The following is a 16,528-nucleotide window of genomic DNA, read 5'->3' as shown; positions in this document are numbered from 1 at the left end:
TGTTTGTAGTGTTTTAATTTTTCTTCTGGTGCGGTTTTGCGTGGCATGTTTCCGGCTTGGGCAGATCAAGCGCATGCAATGTGCCTTTCATGCGGAAATCTCCAAAATCCAGCGTTAAATTGTCAGAAACACCGTTGGCAAAATAACGCATGCCAATTTCATATTCTGGCATCATGTTCGGTGGTGTGCGTGCAAAAAAGGCCACATGCACACGGCCAGATTGCAGAACATTCAGGGCAGTAAAATCCGTGGTGGGCGTTGTATTGCCCCAGCCTAAAAGGGTTATATAGGTATCTGCTGCGCCATCTGGTGATGTGCCATCAAAGATGGGCGATGAAATCTCGGTTTTTCCACTTCGGGCGGCATCCAGAATGGAAACTGTATGCTGGATGGGGAACAACGTGCCAGCCGGAAGCGAAAGTGTTTTGGCTAAAGGTTTTTCATAATGCGCTGTGCCAGAGCCATCCGGGTGCAATGTGGCTTCCCCCCGCAGATTTTGTAGCAATTTGCCGTTGGATGTTTCCATGGTGCGAAAGATCAAAGTGCGCCCATCTGCACTTTCAAACGTAGAATAGTCAGATACCAAGTGTTCCACGCCGTTTTGGCGTGTCACGCTTTGAATATCCAGCCGCTGTTGGGTGGACCATCCGCTACACCCATGCCGCACGCTGTAAAGCATGGTGCCCGTGGCCGATAATGTTTTACCGCCAGAGGCTTCTATGAGTGTAAGATTATAAACCGCGCGTTGCGAGGCAATCTGGTTGATATCTGTTTCGGAAAAAGAGCGCGCAGTGTTGGGCGTAACACTGGGGCGTGTCTCGGCCGGGGTTGTGCTTTGCGAGACAGTGCCGGAAGGCACCACAGCACCGGCTGTTTGTGCATGTGCCATATGTAAGAAGGGTAGGGCGATCACGCCACCAAGCATGACAGATGCAATAGCCTTGCCTACCGCACGGGCGTTATGCCCCAGCGTAAAGCAAAAACCTTGGGCAAGGGGTAGAGGAAGTGGCAGGCAGCGTGAACGTCTCATACACGGTACAAAAAAACATCCGGCGCGGTCTTGCAACCACCCGGATGCCAAAAGGGCCGTGGTGTGGCCCTTTTACATGCACATGTGAAGGCCCGATCAGTCTTTCTTGACAGCGGGCTTCAGGTTCAGCGCAAGGGAGAGTTCCTTCAGGCGTTCGGGTGGCACAGGGGCCGGGGCACCCATCATCAGGTCTTCGCCCTGCTGGTTCAGCGGGAACAGAATAACTTCGCGAATGTTCGGTTCATCTGCCAGCAGCATCACAATACGGTCCACACCCGGGGCGGAACCACCATGCGGCGGCGCACCGTAGCGGAAGGCGTTGAGCATACCGCCAAAGCGGGCTTCCACTTCGCTTTCCGGGTAACCAGCAATTTCAAAGGCGCGGATCATCACATCCGGCAGATGGTTACGGATAGCGCCGGAGGAAAGCTCAATGCCGTTACACACAATGTCATACTGGTAAGCCAGAATATCCAGTGGGTTCTTGGTATTCAGCGCTTCCAGACCACCCTGCGGCATGGAGAACGGGTTGTGCGAGAAGTCAATCAGCCCCGTTTCTTCATTCAGCTCATACATCGGGAAGTCCGTGATCCAGCAGAAACGGAAGGCATCCTTTTCAATCAGATCCAGCTCTTCAGCAATGCGTGTGCGCACAAGACCAGAGAACTTGGCTACATCATGCCCCTTGCCCGCAGCAAAGAACACCGCATCACCGGGCTTCAGCCCCAGTTTGGTGCGAATGGCTTCTACACGGTCGGCTTCAAGGTTTTTGGCAATTGGGCCTTGGCCACCTTCTTCTGCAAAGGTGATGTAGCCCAAGCCACCGGCCCCGTTTTCACGCGCCCAAGCGTTCAGCTTGTCATAGAAGGAGCGGGGGCGGCCACCAGCACCGGGGGCCGGAATAGCGCGTACTTCACCGCCATCGGCAGCAATGCGGGCAAACAGGCCAAAGCCGGAACCAGCAAAATCTTCCGTTACATCGGTAATCAGCAGCGGGTTGCGCAGATCTGGCTTATCAGAACCATACACCTTCATGGCGCGGGCGTAGGGGATACGCTCAAACGGCGCGGTGCTAACGGCCCGGCCTTTGCCGAATTCCGTAAACAGGCCAGACATCACTTCTTCCAGAACGGCAAAAATTTCGTCCTGCGTGGCAAAAGCCATTTCAAAGTCGAGCTGGTAGAACTCACCGGGGGAGCGGTCCGCGCGGGAGGCTTCATCACGGAAGCACGGAGCAATTTGGAAGTAGCGGTCAACCCCGGCCACCATGGCAAGCTGTTTGAACTGCTGCGGGGCCTGCGGCAGTGCGTAAAACTTACCGGCATGGGTGCGGGAAGGTACCAAAAAGTCGCGCGCACCTTCGGGAGAGGATGCTGTCAGGATAGGGGTCTGGAACTCGGTAAAGCCCAGATCCGTCATGCGGCGGCGCATGCTGGCAATAATGGCGGAGCGCAGGCGGATGTTGGCGTGCACCTGTTCGCGCCGCAGATCAATATAGCGGTAACGCAGGCGCAGTTCGTCCGAATAATGTTCCTGCCCGGCAACCTGTAGTGGCAGCACAGCGGCGGAGGACTGAACAATCAGCTCACGCGCGCGCAGCTCAATATCACCCGTGGCAAGATCTGGGTTGCGGGTGGTTTCATCACGCAGCACCACTTCACCGGTTACGGTTATCACGCTTTCTACGCGCAGGTGCTCGGCTGTTTCCATAACGGGGGAACCGGCGGGAATAACAATTTGCGTCAGGCCTGTTTCATCGCGCAGGTCAATAAACAGCAGCCCGCCGTGGTCCCGCTTGCTATGCACCCAGCCGGACAGGCGCGCGGTGGTGCCGGCATCGCTGGCGCGAAGGGCCGAACAGCTGTGGGAACGGTAAGGATGCATGGTCTTGTCCTGAAATCTGGCCCGGCGTTGCAGCAGGGGCGGTTTTTGGCAATGATTCCGTTGTGCCCGGAGGAAGCAGGGGAGCAGCGCTTATGTCAAGGCCACACTGTATATCTTGCGTCTTATAAGGCACCTTGCCCGCGCACGCAGCTACGTAAATCTGCTGCCAGAGCGGCAATGGCTTCTGGCCGTGCGTCCCACGCAAACATAAAGCGGCAGATACCCCCAAAAAACGTGTAAAAGCGCCAGCCACGGGCCCGCAATTCGTTCATGACAGGTTCGGGCATCAGCAAAAATACAGCGTTGGATTGCACGGGCCATGCCAGTTTAACGGAGGGAATATCCTCTACCACCTGTGCAAATTGGCGTGCGCTGGCATTGGCGTGACGCGCGTTATCCAGCCATGCGCCACTATGGATCATGGCCAACCACGGGGCAGACAGAAAACGCATTTTAGAGGCCGTTTGCCCGCTCTGTCTGGCGCGTTCGGCAAAACCTTGGGCCATGCTGCGTTTAAAAAACACCACAGCTTCCCCCATGGCCATGCCGTTTTTGGTGCCACCAAAGCTCAAGGCATCTACGCCAGATTGCCATGTCATGGCGGCTGGTGTGCAGCCCAATGTGGCAATGGCGTTGGCAAAACGTGCGCCATCCATGTGCAGTCGCAAGCCATGATCGTGGCAGGCATTGGCAATGGCCCGAATCTCATCAATTGAATACACAAGCCCGTTTTCTGTGGGTTGCGTTATGGTCACCACTGCGGGGGCAGAAGCCCGCGGGCTGCTGGCGCGGCGGGCTGCCAGTTTGATGGCTTCTGGTGTGAGCTTACCGTCTGGAGTGGGGGGCGTTATGAGTTTGGCACCACCGGTAAAAAACTCTGGTGCCCCGCGTTCGGATGTTTCGGCATGCGCCACTTCCGAGGCAATAATGCTGCAATAAGGTGGGCACAATGTTGCCAGTGTGAGCGCATTGGCTGCGGTGCCTGTCAGTACAAAAAACACTGCGGCATCAGGTGTTTCAAACATATCTGCTACGGCTTTGGCCGCAAGGCGCGTCCATGCGTCATCCCCATATGCGGGGGTAGACCCCTTGGCCGCGCGGCTTATGGCTTCCAGCGCCTGCGGGCACAGGCCGGCATAGTTATCACTGCCAAACTGTTGCGGGGGCGTGGTGGTTTGCGGCAGGGACATAAGCGGCTTCTCCGGCAAGGGCTGTGGGGCAACAGGTGCCAAAGCCAGCCCTATAGCACAAGCTATACCTTGCTCATGCACAGCTTTTGCTGTAAGGCGCTGCTACTGCGTGGGCACCCCTGGAGGCCTGCGTGATTAGTTTTTTATGGAGAAGTCAACGTGTCCAAGATTACATCTATCGAAGCTTCGGCGCGCGCGAAGGCTGGTAAGGGGGCAGCGCGGGCAACGAGGCGTGCAGGGCAAGTGCCCGGCGTTATCTACGGCGGCAAGCAGGAACCCACCCTTATTTCCATCGACCCGCGCATTATCATTAAGGGCATTCAGGCTTCTGGCTGGCGCTCTCGCGTGTATGAAATCAAGGTTGATGGCAAGGCAGAACGCGCTCTGGTGCGTGATGTGCAGCTGCACCCCGTGAAGGACACCCCTGTTCACGTTGACTTCCTGCGTCTGGCCGCTGGCTCTCGCGTGCACGTTGAAGTGTCTGTTCACTTCGAAAACGAAGAAACATGCCCCGGTATCAAGCGCGGTGGCGTGCTGAACGTTGTGCGCCACACCATTGAAGTGGACGTGCCCGCAGACAACATTCCGGAATTCTTCACGGTTGACCTGTCCAAGCTGGACATTGCGGACAACGTGCGTTGGGAAGATGTGCAGGGCACCGCAGGCGTAACCCCGCTGACCCACGAAGAAAACTTTGTTGTGGCTTCCATTGCAGCACCAAGCGTGGATACCACCGAAGGCGCAGCAGAAACCGCTACGGAAGAAGCCGCTTCCTGATCGGAAGCCGGTTTATTCGGGTTGTTTATTAGGCATGGGGGTGCGTGCAAATGCGCGTGCCCCCTGTGCTGTTCATAACGTTAGGTGGAATCAGCAATGCTGCTCTGGGTCGGGTTGGGCAATCCCGAATCCTCCATGCGTCGGCACCGGCACAATGTTGGCTTTATGGCAGTAGAAGCCATAGCCCGTAAGTACGGGTTTACGCCATGGCGCAACCGCTTTAAGGGCGAGGTTGCAGAAGGCCGCATAGGCGGGCAGAAAGTTCTGCTGCTGCTGCCCATGACCTACATGAACAAATCGGGTGAAAGCGTGCAGGAAGCCGCCGCTTTTTACAAAATTGCACCTGAAAATATTACCGTTTTTCATGATGAGCTGGATCTGGCACCGGGCCGCCTGCGCATAAAGCGTGGGGGAGGGGCTGCGGGGCATAATGGTTTGCGCTCTACAGATAAAATGTTGGGCACGCCAGAATATTGGCGTGTGCGCATAGGCATTGGCCACCCCGGCGCCAAGGAACGGGTGCACGGCTGGGTGCTGGGCAATTTTACGGAAACAGACCGGCAGGAATGGCTGGAACGGCTGCTTGATCGCATGGCCGATGCCGCCCCCCTGTTGGCAGATGGGTGGGCAGACCAGTTCATGACAAAGGTTGCACTGCCGGAAGGGAGCAAGGGCTGATGGGTTTTGACTGCGGTATTGTCGGGCTACCCAATGTGGGTAAATCCACGCTGTTCAATGCGCTTACGGCCACGGCCACGGCGCAGGCAGCCAATTATCCGTTCTGCACGATCGAGCCCAATACAGGCCGCGTGGCTGTGCCAGACCCCCGGCTGGACAAGCTGGTGGAAATTGGCAAATCGCAACGCGAAGTACCCACCAGCCTTGAATTTGTAGATATTGCTGGCCTTGTGCGTGGTGCTTCCAAGGGGGAAGGGCTGGGCAACCAGTTTTTGGCCAATATCCGTGAAGTGGATGCCATTATTCATGTGCTGCGCTGCTTTGAAGATGATGACATCACCCACGTTGAAGGCGGCGTGGACCCCGTGCGTGATGCCGACATTATTGAAACGGAGCTGATGCTGGCGGATCTGGATTCGCTGGAAAAACGTCTGCCTAATCTAGAAAAGCGCGCCCGTAATCGGGATGCGGAAGCTACAGCCCAGCTTGCCGTTATGGAACCGCTGATGGAAGCGCTGCGTGAAGGCCGTCCGGCCCGCACCGCCATTCCGGCAGGGGAAGAAGAAGCCGTACGCCGCCTGCAACTCCTTACCACTAAGCCAGTGCTATATGTGTGCAATGTGGATGAAGACTCAGCAGCAACTGGCAACAACTTCTCAGAACAGGTGCAGGCCAAAGCCGCGGCGGAAGGTGCCGCTGCTGTTATTGTATCTGCCGCGATTGAAGCCGAAGTCAGCCAGCTTGAAAATGAAGAACGGCGCGAATTTCTGGAAGGTCTGGGCCTGAATGATAGCGGGCTGGATAGGGTTATTGCCGCTGGCTACAAGCTTTTGGGCCTGTGCACCTACTTTACCGTAGGCCCCAAGGAAGCCCGCGCCTGGACAATTACCGCAGGCACCAAGGCCCCGCAGGCTGCCGCCGTTATTCACAATGATTTTGAACGCGGCTTCATTGCGTGTGAAACTGTCGCGTATGATGATTACGTTCAGTATGGTGGAGAAGCCGGTGCCAAGGAAGCTGGACGCCTACGTATTGAAGGGCGTGATTACGTGGTAAAAGATGGTGATGTGCTGCTGTTCCGCTTTAACGTCTAACAGTCTGCGCACAACCACATAAATAAGAACTTGATGGCCTGCCAACACACAGGCAGGCCAGATAGAAAGATGGAGATAGGAACGCCGTTATGAACGCGGAGGGTGAGAGTAAGCTGCAAGGGGTTACAACGGCTTCGGCCAATCCCGTGCAGGATGTTCCAGCGCAGGCACAGGGGCAGGGGCCAATGGCCGCTTTAGCCCACCGTGCCCGGCTGGCGGTCCGCACACTGGCGCAAAGTTCTTCCGCCACGCGGGATAAAACCTTGTGGGCTGCCGCTGCGGCGTTGCGTGAGGCTACTCCAGCCATTCTGGAAGCCAACGCGCAGGATCTAGCTGCTTCCACCGCCAATGATGCGTTCCGTGATCGGCTTACCCTCACACCCGAACGGGTGGAAGCCATGGCCCGTGGTCTGGAAGAAATTGCAGATCTGCCAGACCCTGTAGGCCGTGTGCTGGAGGAATGGACACGCCCCAATGGCTTGCGCATTCGCCGCGTTGCCACCCCTGTGGGTGTTATCGGCATGATTTATGAAAGCCGGCCCAATGTGGGGGCGGATGCTGCTGGGTTGTGCATTAAATCCGGCAATGCCGTGTTGCTGCGTGGTGGCTCAGAAAGCTTAAACAGTGCACGCGCCATTCATGCGGCTATGCAGGCCGGTTTACGCTCTGCCGGTTTGCCAGAAGATGCCGTGCTGATTGCCCCGGATGCCAACCGTGCCCATGTGGCGGAAATGCTCACGGCTTCTGGCCTGATTGATCTAATCATTCCGCGTGGTGGGCGTTCATTGGTGGAGCGTGTGCAGCGTGAGGCCCGCGTGCCTGTGTTGGCCCATGCTGAAGGGTTGTGCCACACCTATATTCATTCCGCCGCAGATTTTGCTATGGCCCGCCGCATTGTGCTCAACGCCAAAATGCGCCGCCCCGGCATTTGCGGTTCCACCGAAACGCTGCTGATGGATGCTGCCATTGCATCTGCACTGCTGCCGCAAATTGTTGCAGATCTGGCAGAAAAAGGCTGCACCTTTAAGGCCGATGCCGCAGCGCGCGCTATTGTGCCCGATCTACCTGCTGCAACGCAAAAAGACTTTGCAACAGAATGGCTGGATGCGGTTCTGAACATTGCCGTAGTGGATGGTGTGGATGAAGCGCTAGACCATATCGCGCAGTATGGTTCTTCCCATACAGAAGCCATTGTGACAGCGGATGAAAACATGGCCATACGGTTCATGAACGGTGTTTCCAGCGCCGTGGTGATGTGGAATGCCTCCACCCAGTTCTGTGATGGCGGTGAGTTTGGCTTTGGTGCGGAAATTGGCATTGCCACTGGCCGCTTCCATGCCCGCGGCCCAGTGGGTGTGGAGCAACTGACAACCTTCCGTTACGAAGTGATTGGCACCGGGCAGGTACGTCCCTGATTTTTTCGGCCATGCAGCCAACGGCACAGGGCGCGCAGGTGCCGGTAACTTCCCAACCATATCTGGCTGCAAAGCCCTGCGTACGTGGTACTGTTATTCCCACTTGGGGGGATAACAGATGCCTGCGTATTGGGCTTTTGGGTGGGTCTTTTAATCCCGGCCACAAAGGGCACCAGGCCATTGCGCAGCGTGCGCTGGCGGTGTTGGGGTTAGATCAGGTGTGGCTTATGGTTTCACCCGGTAACCCGCTTAAAGCCAGGCGGTCAGATATGGCGGCCTTGCCCGCACGCTTGGCTACAGCGCGCCAACTGGCAGATGGGCGGCGCATTATAGCCACGGATATCGAAAGCCGAATCGGCACACGTTACACGGTGGATACAGTGCGGGTGCTGCAAACGCGCTTTCCGCGCGCACGGTTTGTGTGGCTGATGGGCGCAGATGGTCTGGCCACCTTACCGCGTTGGAAAAACTGGCGGCAGCTTGTGCGCAGCGTGCCAGTGGCGGTTTTCCCCCGTCCGTGGCAAAATGCGCGGGCCTTGCATGGGCTTGCCGGGCGGTATCTGGCCCGCTGGCGGGTGCCTGCATGGCGTGCGCATGCACTTGCGGAACTTTCTCCCCCCGTGTGGGCTTTTCTTTCGGGGGCACAAAACAGTATATCTGCAACAGCTATTCGTCAGCAGGGCGGATTCAATGCCGCTGCAGGCCAACCCCATACCCCCGATACGCTTTAAAGATCAGGAGAACGGTCATTCCTACCAAGCCCCCCGCCGAAACATCAGCACGTTCCCGCACGGCCACCACCTCCACCACAGGGCGGGCAGCACCTGTGCGTGCCACCACTGCCGGGGCTGCTGCACCCGGTTCTGTGCGTAAAAAAGCTGCTGCGGCAGGCCCCAAGGCCACCACAAAGCGCGAAGCCGTAGCCCCGGATATGCTGGAGCAATCTCTGGCTCTCATCACCGCTAGCCTTGAAGATGACAAGGCCGAAGATATTGTGGTGATCGATCTTGCAGGCCGCGCCTCTTTTGCAGATCGGATGGTGATTGCCACGGGTTTGGCAGACCGTCAGATTTCCGCCATGGCGCAGCATATTGAACGCAAGCTGCGTGATATCGGCATCAAGCGCGTGATGGTGGAAGGCGCAAACGGGTCTGACTGGGTGCTGCTGGATACGGGTGATATTGTGGTGCACCTGTTCAAGCCAGAAGCACGCACGCTGTATGGGCTGGAAAAAATGTGGGGCAAGGAACTGGATGAAGGCGCAGAAGGCAACGTGACCCGCCTGTAATTGACGCGTTCATGATGTTGTTCTCTGATTTTTCAGTACGTATGGGCACACCGGCATGAGGCTGGTGGCTATCGGGCGTATGAAGGATAAATCCGAGCGGGCGCTGGTGGAACGGTACCTCAAGCGCCTGCGCCCCAAGCTGGATATTATAGAACTGCCAGATGGGCGCGGTAGCCCGGATGAAATCAAGCGGCGCGAGGCACAAGCCATTTTGGCAGCCTGCCCCGCGCAAAGCCACGTTGTGGTGCTGGATGAAGCCGGGCGCAATTTCAGCAGCCCGGATTTTTCCAATGCCGTACAAGGCTGGATAACGGCTGGCCGCGCCCCCTGCTTTGTTATTGGCGGGGCGGAGGGGCTAGATGCCTCAATTATCCAGCGGGCTGATGCTTCCATGTCCTTTGGCACACTCACATGGCCGCATATGTTGGTGCGGATTATGCTGGTGGAACAAATCTACCGCGCGCAGGCCATTGCGGCGGGGCATCCGTACCATCGTTCCGGGCGGCCATAAGGGGCTGTTGGCTGCTTTTATGGCATGGCGGCAGTGATATACGGGGTCTGCCTGCATGGGTGCAGACCTGATAGCGTCCGGCCTTTCCTGAACAGACCGGACTGAAGATATATGACAGACGTTCTCTACACTCCGGATGCCCTGCGGCAGTTGCAGCAGAATGGCAGCGCCGTTCTGATAGATGTGCGTTCGGAAGAAGATTTTGCCAAAGGGCATATTCCCGGTGCGGTGAATATGCCGGATATTTTTACTTATCTGGCAGAAACATCAGAAAGCGGGCTGGCCAGCCTGCAACAGAAGTTTTCATCGCTGTTTGCGCAATACGGTCTGGATGGTAGCAAAACAGCGGTTGTGTATGAAGATGCCCTGCATACACGTTATGGTGCTTCCTGCCGTGGATACTGGATTTTGCAGTATCTGGGCTACCCCAAGGTAGGTATTCTGGATGGCGGGCTGCGGGCTTGGCAGGCCTCTGGCGGCACGCTCACGCAGGATGTTACGCACCCAGCCCCCACGCAGTTTCCGCTGGCTATCAACCATGCGCTTATGGCCACGCGGGAAGATGTGTTTGCGGCCCTTACCAACTCATCCATCAAGCTGCTGGATAACCGCGATAAGGTAGAATGGTTGGGTGAAAGTTCATCACCTTACGGGGTGGATTTTGCGCCGCGCAAAGGGCGTATTCCCGGTGCTGTGTGGATTGAGTGGTATAGCTTCATGCACACGCAGGATCAGGAAGCACGCTTTAAAACACCAGAAGAAATTCGGGCTCTGGCAGCCACGCGCAACCTGTACCCGGATGATGATATCATCATCTATTGCTTCAAGGGGGCACGCGCAGCCAACACCTATGTGGCGCTGGCTTCTGCCGGGTTTACCAAACTGCGCATCTATATGGGATCATGGAACGAGTGGTCTCGCCATGCGGATATGCCTATAGAAGACGGTGTGCCACGGGCTTCTGTGCCGTATCGCCCGCAGCAGGGCTGAGACAGTTAGAGGTTTTCCGAATCTGCAAAGAGGGCGGTGTCATGCTGGCGCTGCTCCCACTTGCGGCAGGCCGTGCGCAACACTGTTACAAACCGCGTAACCAGCGGCATGTTCTGCCCGGTGCGGATGGCAACAGCCAATGTGGCGTGGGGTGCAGGCGCGCTGATGGCATGAAACGTAACCCCGCCTGCATGAATCTGGCTGAGCGAGCGTGGCACAACAGAAACACCAAGCCCCGCAGCCACTAAAGGCACGGTGCCGGCAATTTGCGGGGCCTGCTGCCCCATTGTGGGGGTAACGCCCGCAAGCTGATAAGCCGATAAAATGGCATCATGAAAGCCCGGCCCCAGCTCACGCGGGAAGATAATCAGTGGGTCATCCGCTACCATATCCAAACTGATAACCGGTTCCTTCGCCAGCCTGTGCCCACGGGGCAGGGCGATAACCGTGGGTTCATCCAGCAGGTGAAAAACCGATAGGCGTGAGGGATCGGTAAATGGCGGGCGGATAATGGCAATATCCACGCTGGGTTCGTGCAATGCCGCGCAAAGGGCAGGGGTGTTGCTTTCTTCCAAAGAGAGCGTGACATCGGGCGCCATTTCCCGAAACCGGCGGATGGTGAGCGGAATAACCGGCAACAGTGGCACAGCCCCAGCCAGCCCTACGCGAATATGCCCTCTTTCCCCCCGTGCCAGACCTTCTGCTGTGGAAAGAAACTGTGCCTGCAAATCCAGAATGGTGAGGGCGCGGGGCAAAAGCACTTCGCCAATTTCTGTCAACTTCATGCCCCGAGTCTGCCGCTCAAACAGCGTAACGCCCAAATTGCGCTCAAGCTGGCGGATTTGCTGGCTGAGTGGAGGTTGCTCAATACCCAGTGCCTCTGCAGCACGGGTAATGCTGCCATGTTCAGCAACGGTCACGAAGTAGCGCAGGTGCCTGATATCCATATGGTATATGTAATACATATGGATAACGTGTTCAATATATATTGGAAGACTGGCTTCCACTGTTATAACGTGCGTGCGAAACGAACTTAAACCACCATGCGTTTGTGGGAGTATTGCAGCATGAAAAAACAGTCGGTGATGGACATGGATGTCCGCTCTTCTGCCCTTGGTAACGGCGTGCTGAAAAAGCCTGTTACAAACCGTTTGTACCAGACCTCCACCATGGCAGCCCTGCTGGATGCGGTGTACGATGGTGAAACCACGCTGGACGAACTGCTCCAGCACGGTAACTTTGGCCTTGGCACCTTTAATGCTCTAGATGGCGAAATGATTGTGACGGACGGCGTTGTGCGCCAGTTCCGTGCAGAAGGTCTGGCCGCAGAAGTGCCCGGTTCTCTTAAAACGCCTTTTGCGTGCGTGACTTATTTTGAGCCGGAAAAAACGGTTACCATCGATTCCCCAAAAACCAAGGAAACGTTTGAGGAATTGGTGGATAGCCTGCTTGGCAACCCCAACCTGTTTGGTGCCGTGCGCTTTACGGGTGAATTCCAGCGCGTTGATACCCGCACGGTGTTCTGCCAGTGCAAGCCGTATCCGCACATGTTGGAAGTGGTGAAAAAGCAGCCCACCTGCACCATGGAAAACGTGATGGGAACAATGATCGGTTTCCGCACCCCGGTTTACATGCAGGGCGTGAATGTTGCGGGCTACCATCTGCACTTCCTGTCTGAAGACAGTAAACGTGGTGGGCACGTTACGGAATATCGCCTTGTGCGCGGTAAGCTTGAAGTGGCTTCCATTTCCGATCTGGAAATTCAACTGCCCCGTACGGAACAGTTCGCCAAGGCAGATCTGAACCCCGAAAGCCTGAGCGAAGCCATCCGTATTGCTGAAGGCGGCTGAGCCTCCATTCGCTGAATATTTTTAACGGGGCTGCTGAAAAACAGCTTTATGGCAGCCCAGTTTTTGCAGGACAGAACTGAAATGACCAATCCGGCAGACAACGCCGCTCAGTGCGGTGCGGAGCTTATTGTCAAAAATCTGGAAGCCCACGGCGTCAAGCACGTGTTCGGTATTCCGGGCGCCAAGGTAGACCGTCTGTTTGATGCGCTGGTGGATTCCTCCATCACAACCGTTGTTACGCGGCATGAACAGAACGCAGCCTTTATTGCAGGTGGCCTTGGCCGTCTTACAGGTAAGGCAGGCGTGTGCATTGCCACATCCGGCCCCGGTGCTTCCAACTTTGTAACCGGCCTTGCTACCGCCAATTCTGAAGGCGACCCGGTGCTGGCTATTGGTGGTGCCGTAAAACTGGCAGACCGCCTGAAGCTGACGCACCAGACCATGGATACGGTCAACCTGTTCAAGCCCATCACCAAATACAGTGTTGAGCTGACAACCCCGGTTGCGATTTCTGAAGTGATGGCCAACGCTTTCCGCTTTGCAGAAGGTGGCCGCCCCGGTGCAGCTTTTGTAAGCACGCCTATGGATGTGCTTTCCATGCCAGCACATGCGCCGGTTCTGGCTGGTCGCCCGTTGCCACGTGTTGGTGGTGCTCCGGCTGATGTGATTGCAGAAGCCGCAACTATGCTGAAAAATGCCAAGCGCCCTGTGGTTCTGCTGGGTATGCTGGCCAGCCGCCCAGATGTGGCAGATGGCGTGCGCGCTTTTGTAAAAGCAACAGGTGTGCCGGTTGTGGGCACCTATCAGGCTGCGGGTGCGGTTTCTGAAGATCTGGTGGATCGTTTTGGTGGCCGCGTTGGCCTGTTCCGCAACCAGCATGGTGATCAGCTTCTGCACGAAGCCGATGTTGTTGTGGCTGTTGGCTACAACCCGGTGGAATATGATCCGTGGCTGTGGAACGTGAATGATGACCGCAAGATCATCAACGTAGACATCGTTCCTGCAGAGCTGGATAACGCCTACGTTCCGGCCATTGAGCTGATTGGTGAAATTGCACCAACGCTAACAGTGCTGGCAAAAGATGCAGGCAAGCTGACCCGTGCACCAGAGCTGGAAGCTGTTCTGGAAGGCTACAAAAAAGCCCGCACCACCGCTCTGCTAGAAGCCCGGAGCACTAGCAACAATGCCGTGCATCCGCTCCAGATCGTGCGTGAGCTGGAACAGTTTGTAACCCCTGATATGACACTGTGCCTGGATATGGGCACCTTCCATATCTGGCTGGCACGTTATCTGCTGTCCTTCCGGGCACGTCAGGTGCTTATCAGCAATGGTCAGCAGACAATGGGTGTGGGCCTGCCGTGGGGTATTGCCGCTAGCCTGCTGAACCCGGCGCAGAAAGTGCTGTCCATCTCTGGTGATGGTGGCTTCATGATGTCCAGTATGGAGCTGGAAACGGCTGTGCGCCTGAAGTGCAACCTGATCCACATGGTTTGGATTGATGAAGCCTACAACATGGTGGAAATGCAGGAGCAGAAGAAATATGGCCGTGGTTCCGGCGTGAACTTTGGCCCCATTGATTTTGCAAAATATGCAGAAGCCTGCGGCGCAACGGGCATTAACGTCACTACGGAAGATGAAGTGCGTCAGGCCCTGCGTACGGCCATGGATGTAGAAGGCCCAGTGGTTATTGCTGTGCCGGTTGATTATTCCCACAACCATCTGCTCATGCAGCCGCTGGCTCAGTTGGGTGAAACGAGTGCCGCAGCGTAAAGCTGCGCAAAAAACGCAGGCCAGATTTTTTTGCTGATGTGCGCGCCGCCTGTTTTGCAAAATGCCATATTTTGTTATAACAAGCGGCGTAGCAGTTCAGGCTGCCAGAAAGGGCAGCTCAGCATGACAGAAATCCGGGCCGGCAAAGCAGATGTTAACGTTCTGCCTTATTGTGAATTCCCCTGCATATTTCTGTCAGTCTATCAGGGTAGGGGAATGAACAAATCCTTTCAGTCGTGCAAAGTGTATATACAGTTGGGCAATGGCAAGTGTGCCAATGCGCAGGCTGTGGCACATTTGCCAAAACGGCAGAATAGGGGGCAGGCGTAATGGCAGTAACATCTGTAGAAACAGCAGGCGGCAAAACCCGGCGCGGTGCAGCGGTTTTGTTGGAAGTGCTGCGGAGTGAAGGGGTTGAATATATATTCGGCAACCCTGGCACCACAGAACTTCCGCTGATAGATGCGTTGCTGGAAGTGCCCAACGTGCATTACGTGCTGGGGCTTCAGGAAGCCAGCGTGGTGGCCATGGCCGATGGTTACGCACAGGCCGCCCGCAAACCGGCTTTTTTAAACCTGCATACAGCAGGTGGCTTGGGCCACGGCATGGGCAATCTGCTTAATGCCAGTGTTTCCCAAACCCCATTGGTGGTTACTGCCGGGCAGCAGGATTCCCGCCACACAATTTCTGATCCACTTCTATTTGGTGATCTGGTGCAGATTGCCCGCCCCGCCGTAAAATGGGCGCAGGAAGTGGCCCATGCAGATCAGCTTCCTGTTTTGCTGCGCCGCGCTTTTCATGATTCCACAGCAGCCCCCACAGGGCCAGTGTTTCTGTCACTTCCCATGGATGTGATGGAAGAAATGAGCAGCGTGGATATTGGTGAACCTTCCGTTATCAACCGTCAGGCCGTGGCGGGTGGGCTGCCAGAACTGGCGCGCGCCCTTACAGCCCTGCGCCCCGGCAAGGTGGCCATTATTGCGGGGGATGAGGTGTATGCCTCGGATGCCGCAGATGAAGTTGCGGCTGTGGCAGAGTGTTTGGGTGCGCCGGTTTATGGCTCATCATGGCCATCACGTATTCCGTTTGCTACGGCGCATCCGTTGTGGTGCGGTAATCTGCCCACACAAGCCACCGGTATTGCGGAAAAGCTGAGTGGATACGATGCCATTTTCGCACTAGGTGGCAAATCCCTCATCACTATTTTGTACACAGAAGGCCCGGCCCTGCCGCCATCTTGTGCAGTGTATCAGATGTCTTCCGATGTGCGGGATCTGGGGCGTACGTTCTGGACGCCGCTTTCTGTAGTAGGGGATATTCGCGCATCCTTGCAGGCGCTGTTGCCCATGTTGCAAAAGGCGGCAGCCCCGCAGCGTGCCGCCTATGCGGCATCGGGCCAGAAAGTGGCAGAAACCCGCCGCGCACAGCGTGCGCAGGCTGTGGCAGAGGTGCTGGCTCATCCGGCAGATGCCGTTATTTCTCCTCGTGTTGCTGCGTGGGAAACGGTGCGTGCCATTGGCCCGGATGTTGCCATTGTGGATGAAGCCATTGCGACTTCATCCGATGTTCGGTTGTTTTTAGAAAGTGCATGGTCTGCACAGTATTCCTTCCTGCGGGGTGGCGCACTGGGCTGGGGCATGCCTGCGGCTGTTGGGGCCTCACTTGGCCTTGGGCGGGATAGAGTTGTCTCACTGGTGGGGGATGGGGCAGCCCTGTATTCCCCACAGGCTTTGTGGACAGCCGCACACGAAAAGCTGCCCGTTACTTTTGTTGTGATGAACAATCGCGAGTACAACGTGCTCAAGAACTTCATGCGGCAGCAAAACAACTATATCTCTGCGCAGGAGGGGAAATATCCCGCCATGGATATTGTTGATCCACAAATAGACTATCAGGCTCTGGCCCGGTCCATGGGGGTGCCTTCCAGCAGAGTAACGCGGGCTGCGGATATTGCGCCCACGCTGGAAGCAGCATTAGCGACCGATGGCCCCACGCTTGTTGAAATTATGATTGCAGCGGGCTGAGAGTGTCAGGCTGCAAAAACCGGGGGT

Annotated in this window: 15 protein-coding genes; 11 read left to right on the top strand and 4 right to left on the bottom strand. The window is 56.4% G+C overall.

The annotated features are described in order from the left end of the window. Nucleotides 1–13 precede the first annotated feature (13 nt). From A4S02_RS10320 to A4S02_RS10310, 3 genes are all read right to left on the bottom strand, one after another. Nucleotides 14–1,030 (bottom strand): cell envelope integrity EipB family protein, encoded by a 1,017-nt coding sequence (locus A4S02_RS10320; RefSeq protein WP_070323701.1) that lies wholly within the window; start codon nt 1,028–1,030, stop codon nt 14–16. 96 nt (nt 1,031–1,126) lie between these two features. Further along, nucleotides 1,127–2,914 (bottom strand): aspartate--tRNA ligase, encoded by a 1,788-nt coding sequence (gene aspS, locus A4S02_RS10315; protein ID WP_070323700.1) that lies wholly within the window; start codon nt 2,912–2,914, stop codon nt 1,127–1,129. A gap of 122 nt (nt 2,915–3,036) precedes the next feature. Then, nucleotides 3,037–4,104: a threonine aldolase family protein gene (locus A4S02_RS10310; protein WP_070324247.1), complete on the bottom strand. Its 1,068-nt coding sequence runs from the start codon at nt 4,102–4,104 to the stop codon at nt 3,037–3,039. Between the two features lie 159 nt (nt 4,105–4,263). Here A4S02_RS10310 and A4S02_RS10305 point away from each other — a divergent pair, with 159 nt between their 5' ends. The 8 genes from A4S02_RS10305 (at nt 4,264) to A4S02_RS10270 (ending at nt 10,857) form a co-directional block, all read left to right on the top strand. Continuing rightward, complete coding sequence (locus A4S02_RS10305; protein ID WP_019088473.1) at nt 4,264–4,881, top strand: 50S ribosomal protein L25/general stress protein Ctc; 618 nt, start codon at nt 4,264–4,266, stop codon at nt 4,879–4,881. A gap of 96 nt (nt 4,882–4,977) precedes the next feature. Beyond that, nucleotides 4,978–5,559 (top strand): aminoacyl-tRNA hydrolase, encoded by a 582-nt coding sequence (gene pth, locus A4S02_RS10300; protein ID WP_070323699.1) that lies wholly within the window; start codon nt 4,978–4,980, stop codon nt 5,557–5,559. Further along, nucleotides 5,559–6,653 (top strand): redox-regulated ATPase YchF, encoded by a 1,095-nt coding sequence (gene ychF / locus A4S02_RS10295; RefSeq protein WP_070323698.1) that lies wholly within the window; start codon nt 5,559–5,561, stop codon nt 6,651–6,653. The genes pth and ychF overlap by 1 nt, the downstream gene beginning before the upstream one ends. An 89-nt stretch (nt 6,654–6,742) precedes the next feature. Further along, complete coding sequence (locus A4S02_RS10290) at nt 6,743–8,068, top strand: glutamate-5-semialdehyde dehydrogenase (RefSeq protein WP_070323697.1); 1,326 nt, start codon at nt 6,743–6,745, stop codon at nt 8,066–8,068. Between the two features lie 11 nt (nt 8,069–8,079). Beyond that, the gene (locus A4S02_RS10285) at nt 8,080–8,799 is read left to right on the top strand and encodes a nicotinate-nucleotide adenylyltransferase (RefSeq protein ID WP_070323696.1); all 720 of its coding nucleotides are present in this window, start codon (nt 8,080–8,082) and stop codon (nt 8,797–8,799) included. Between the two features lie 95 nt (nt 8,800–8,894). Beyond that, nucleotides 8,895–9,356, top strand: a complete 462-nt coding sequence (rsfS, locus tag A4S02_RS10280) for a ribosome silencing factor (protein WP_003624991.1) — start codon at nt 8,895–8,897, stop codon at nt 9,354–9,356. 55 nt (nt 9,357–9,411) lie between these two features. Next, a complete protein-coding gene (locus A4S02_RS10275) occupies nt 9,412–9,867 on the top strand; it encodes a 23S rRNA (pseudouridine(1915)-N(3))-methyltransferase RlmH (protein WP_070323695.1) in 456 nt (151 codons plus the stop codon). Between the two features lie 111 nt (nt 9,868–9,978). Continuing rightward, complete coding sequence (locus A4S02_RS10270) at nt 9,979–10,857, top strand: sulfurtransferase (RefSeq protein WP_019088468.1); 879 nt, start codon at nt 9,979–9,981, stop codon at nt 10,855–10,857. Between the two features lie 5 nt (nt 10,858–10,862). Here A4S02_RS10270 and A4S02_RS10265 read toward each other — a convergent pair whose 3' ends face one another. Continuing rightward, nucleotides 10,863–11,804: a LysR family transcriptional regulator gene (locus tag A4S02_RS10265; protein ID WP_070324246.1), complete on the bottom strand. Its 942-nt coding sequence runs from the start codon at nt 11,802–11,804 to the stop codon at nt 10,863–10,865. 96 nt (nt 11,805–11,900) lie between these two features. Between A4S02_RS10265 and budA the strand changes: the two genes are divergently transcribed. The 3 genes from budA (at nt 11,901) to A4S02_RS10245 (ending at nt 16,501) form a co-directional block, all read left to right on the top strand. After that, nucleotides 11,901–12,707 carry an acetolactate decarboxylase gene (budA, locus tag A4S02_RS10260; RefSeq protein ID WP_019088466.1) on the top strand — a complete coding sequence of 269 codons (807 nt, stop codon included), beginning with the start codon at nt 11,901–11,903 and terminating at the stop codon, nt 12,705–12,707. An 81-nt stretch (nt 12,708–12,788) separates the two neighbouring features. Then, nucleotides 12,789–14,477 (top strand): acetolactate synthase AlsS, encoded by a 1,689-nt coding sequence (alsS, locus tag A4S02_RS10255; protein ID WP_070324245.1) that lies wholly within the window; start codon nt 12,789–12,791, stop codon nt 14,475–14,477. A gap of 329 nt (nt 14,478–14,806) precedes the next feature. Continuing rightward, entirely contained in the window at nt 14,807–16,501 is a 1,695-nt protein-coding gene (locus tag A4S02_RS10245) for a thiamine pyrophosphate-dependent enzyme (RefSeq protein ID WP_070323694.1), read from the top strand. Nucleotides 16,502–16,528 lie beyond the last annotated feature (27 nt).

It is taken from the genome of Acetobacter ascendens, from assembly GCF_001766235.1.
In the GTDB taxonomy this organism is placed as follows: domain Bacteria; phylum Pseudomonadota; class Alphaproteobacteria; order Acetobacterales; family Acetobacteraceae; genus Acetobacter; species Acetobacter ascendens.
The sequence above is the reverse complement of the archived record's forward strand: the minus strand, read 5'-3'. Positions and strand labels throughout refer to the sequence as shown.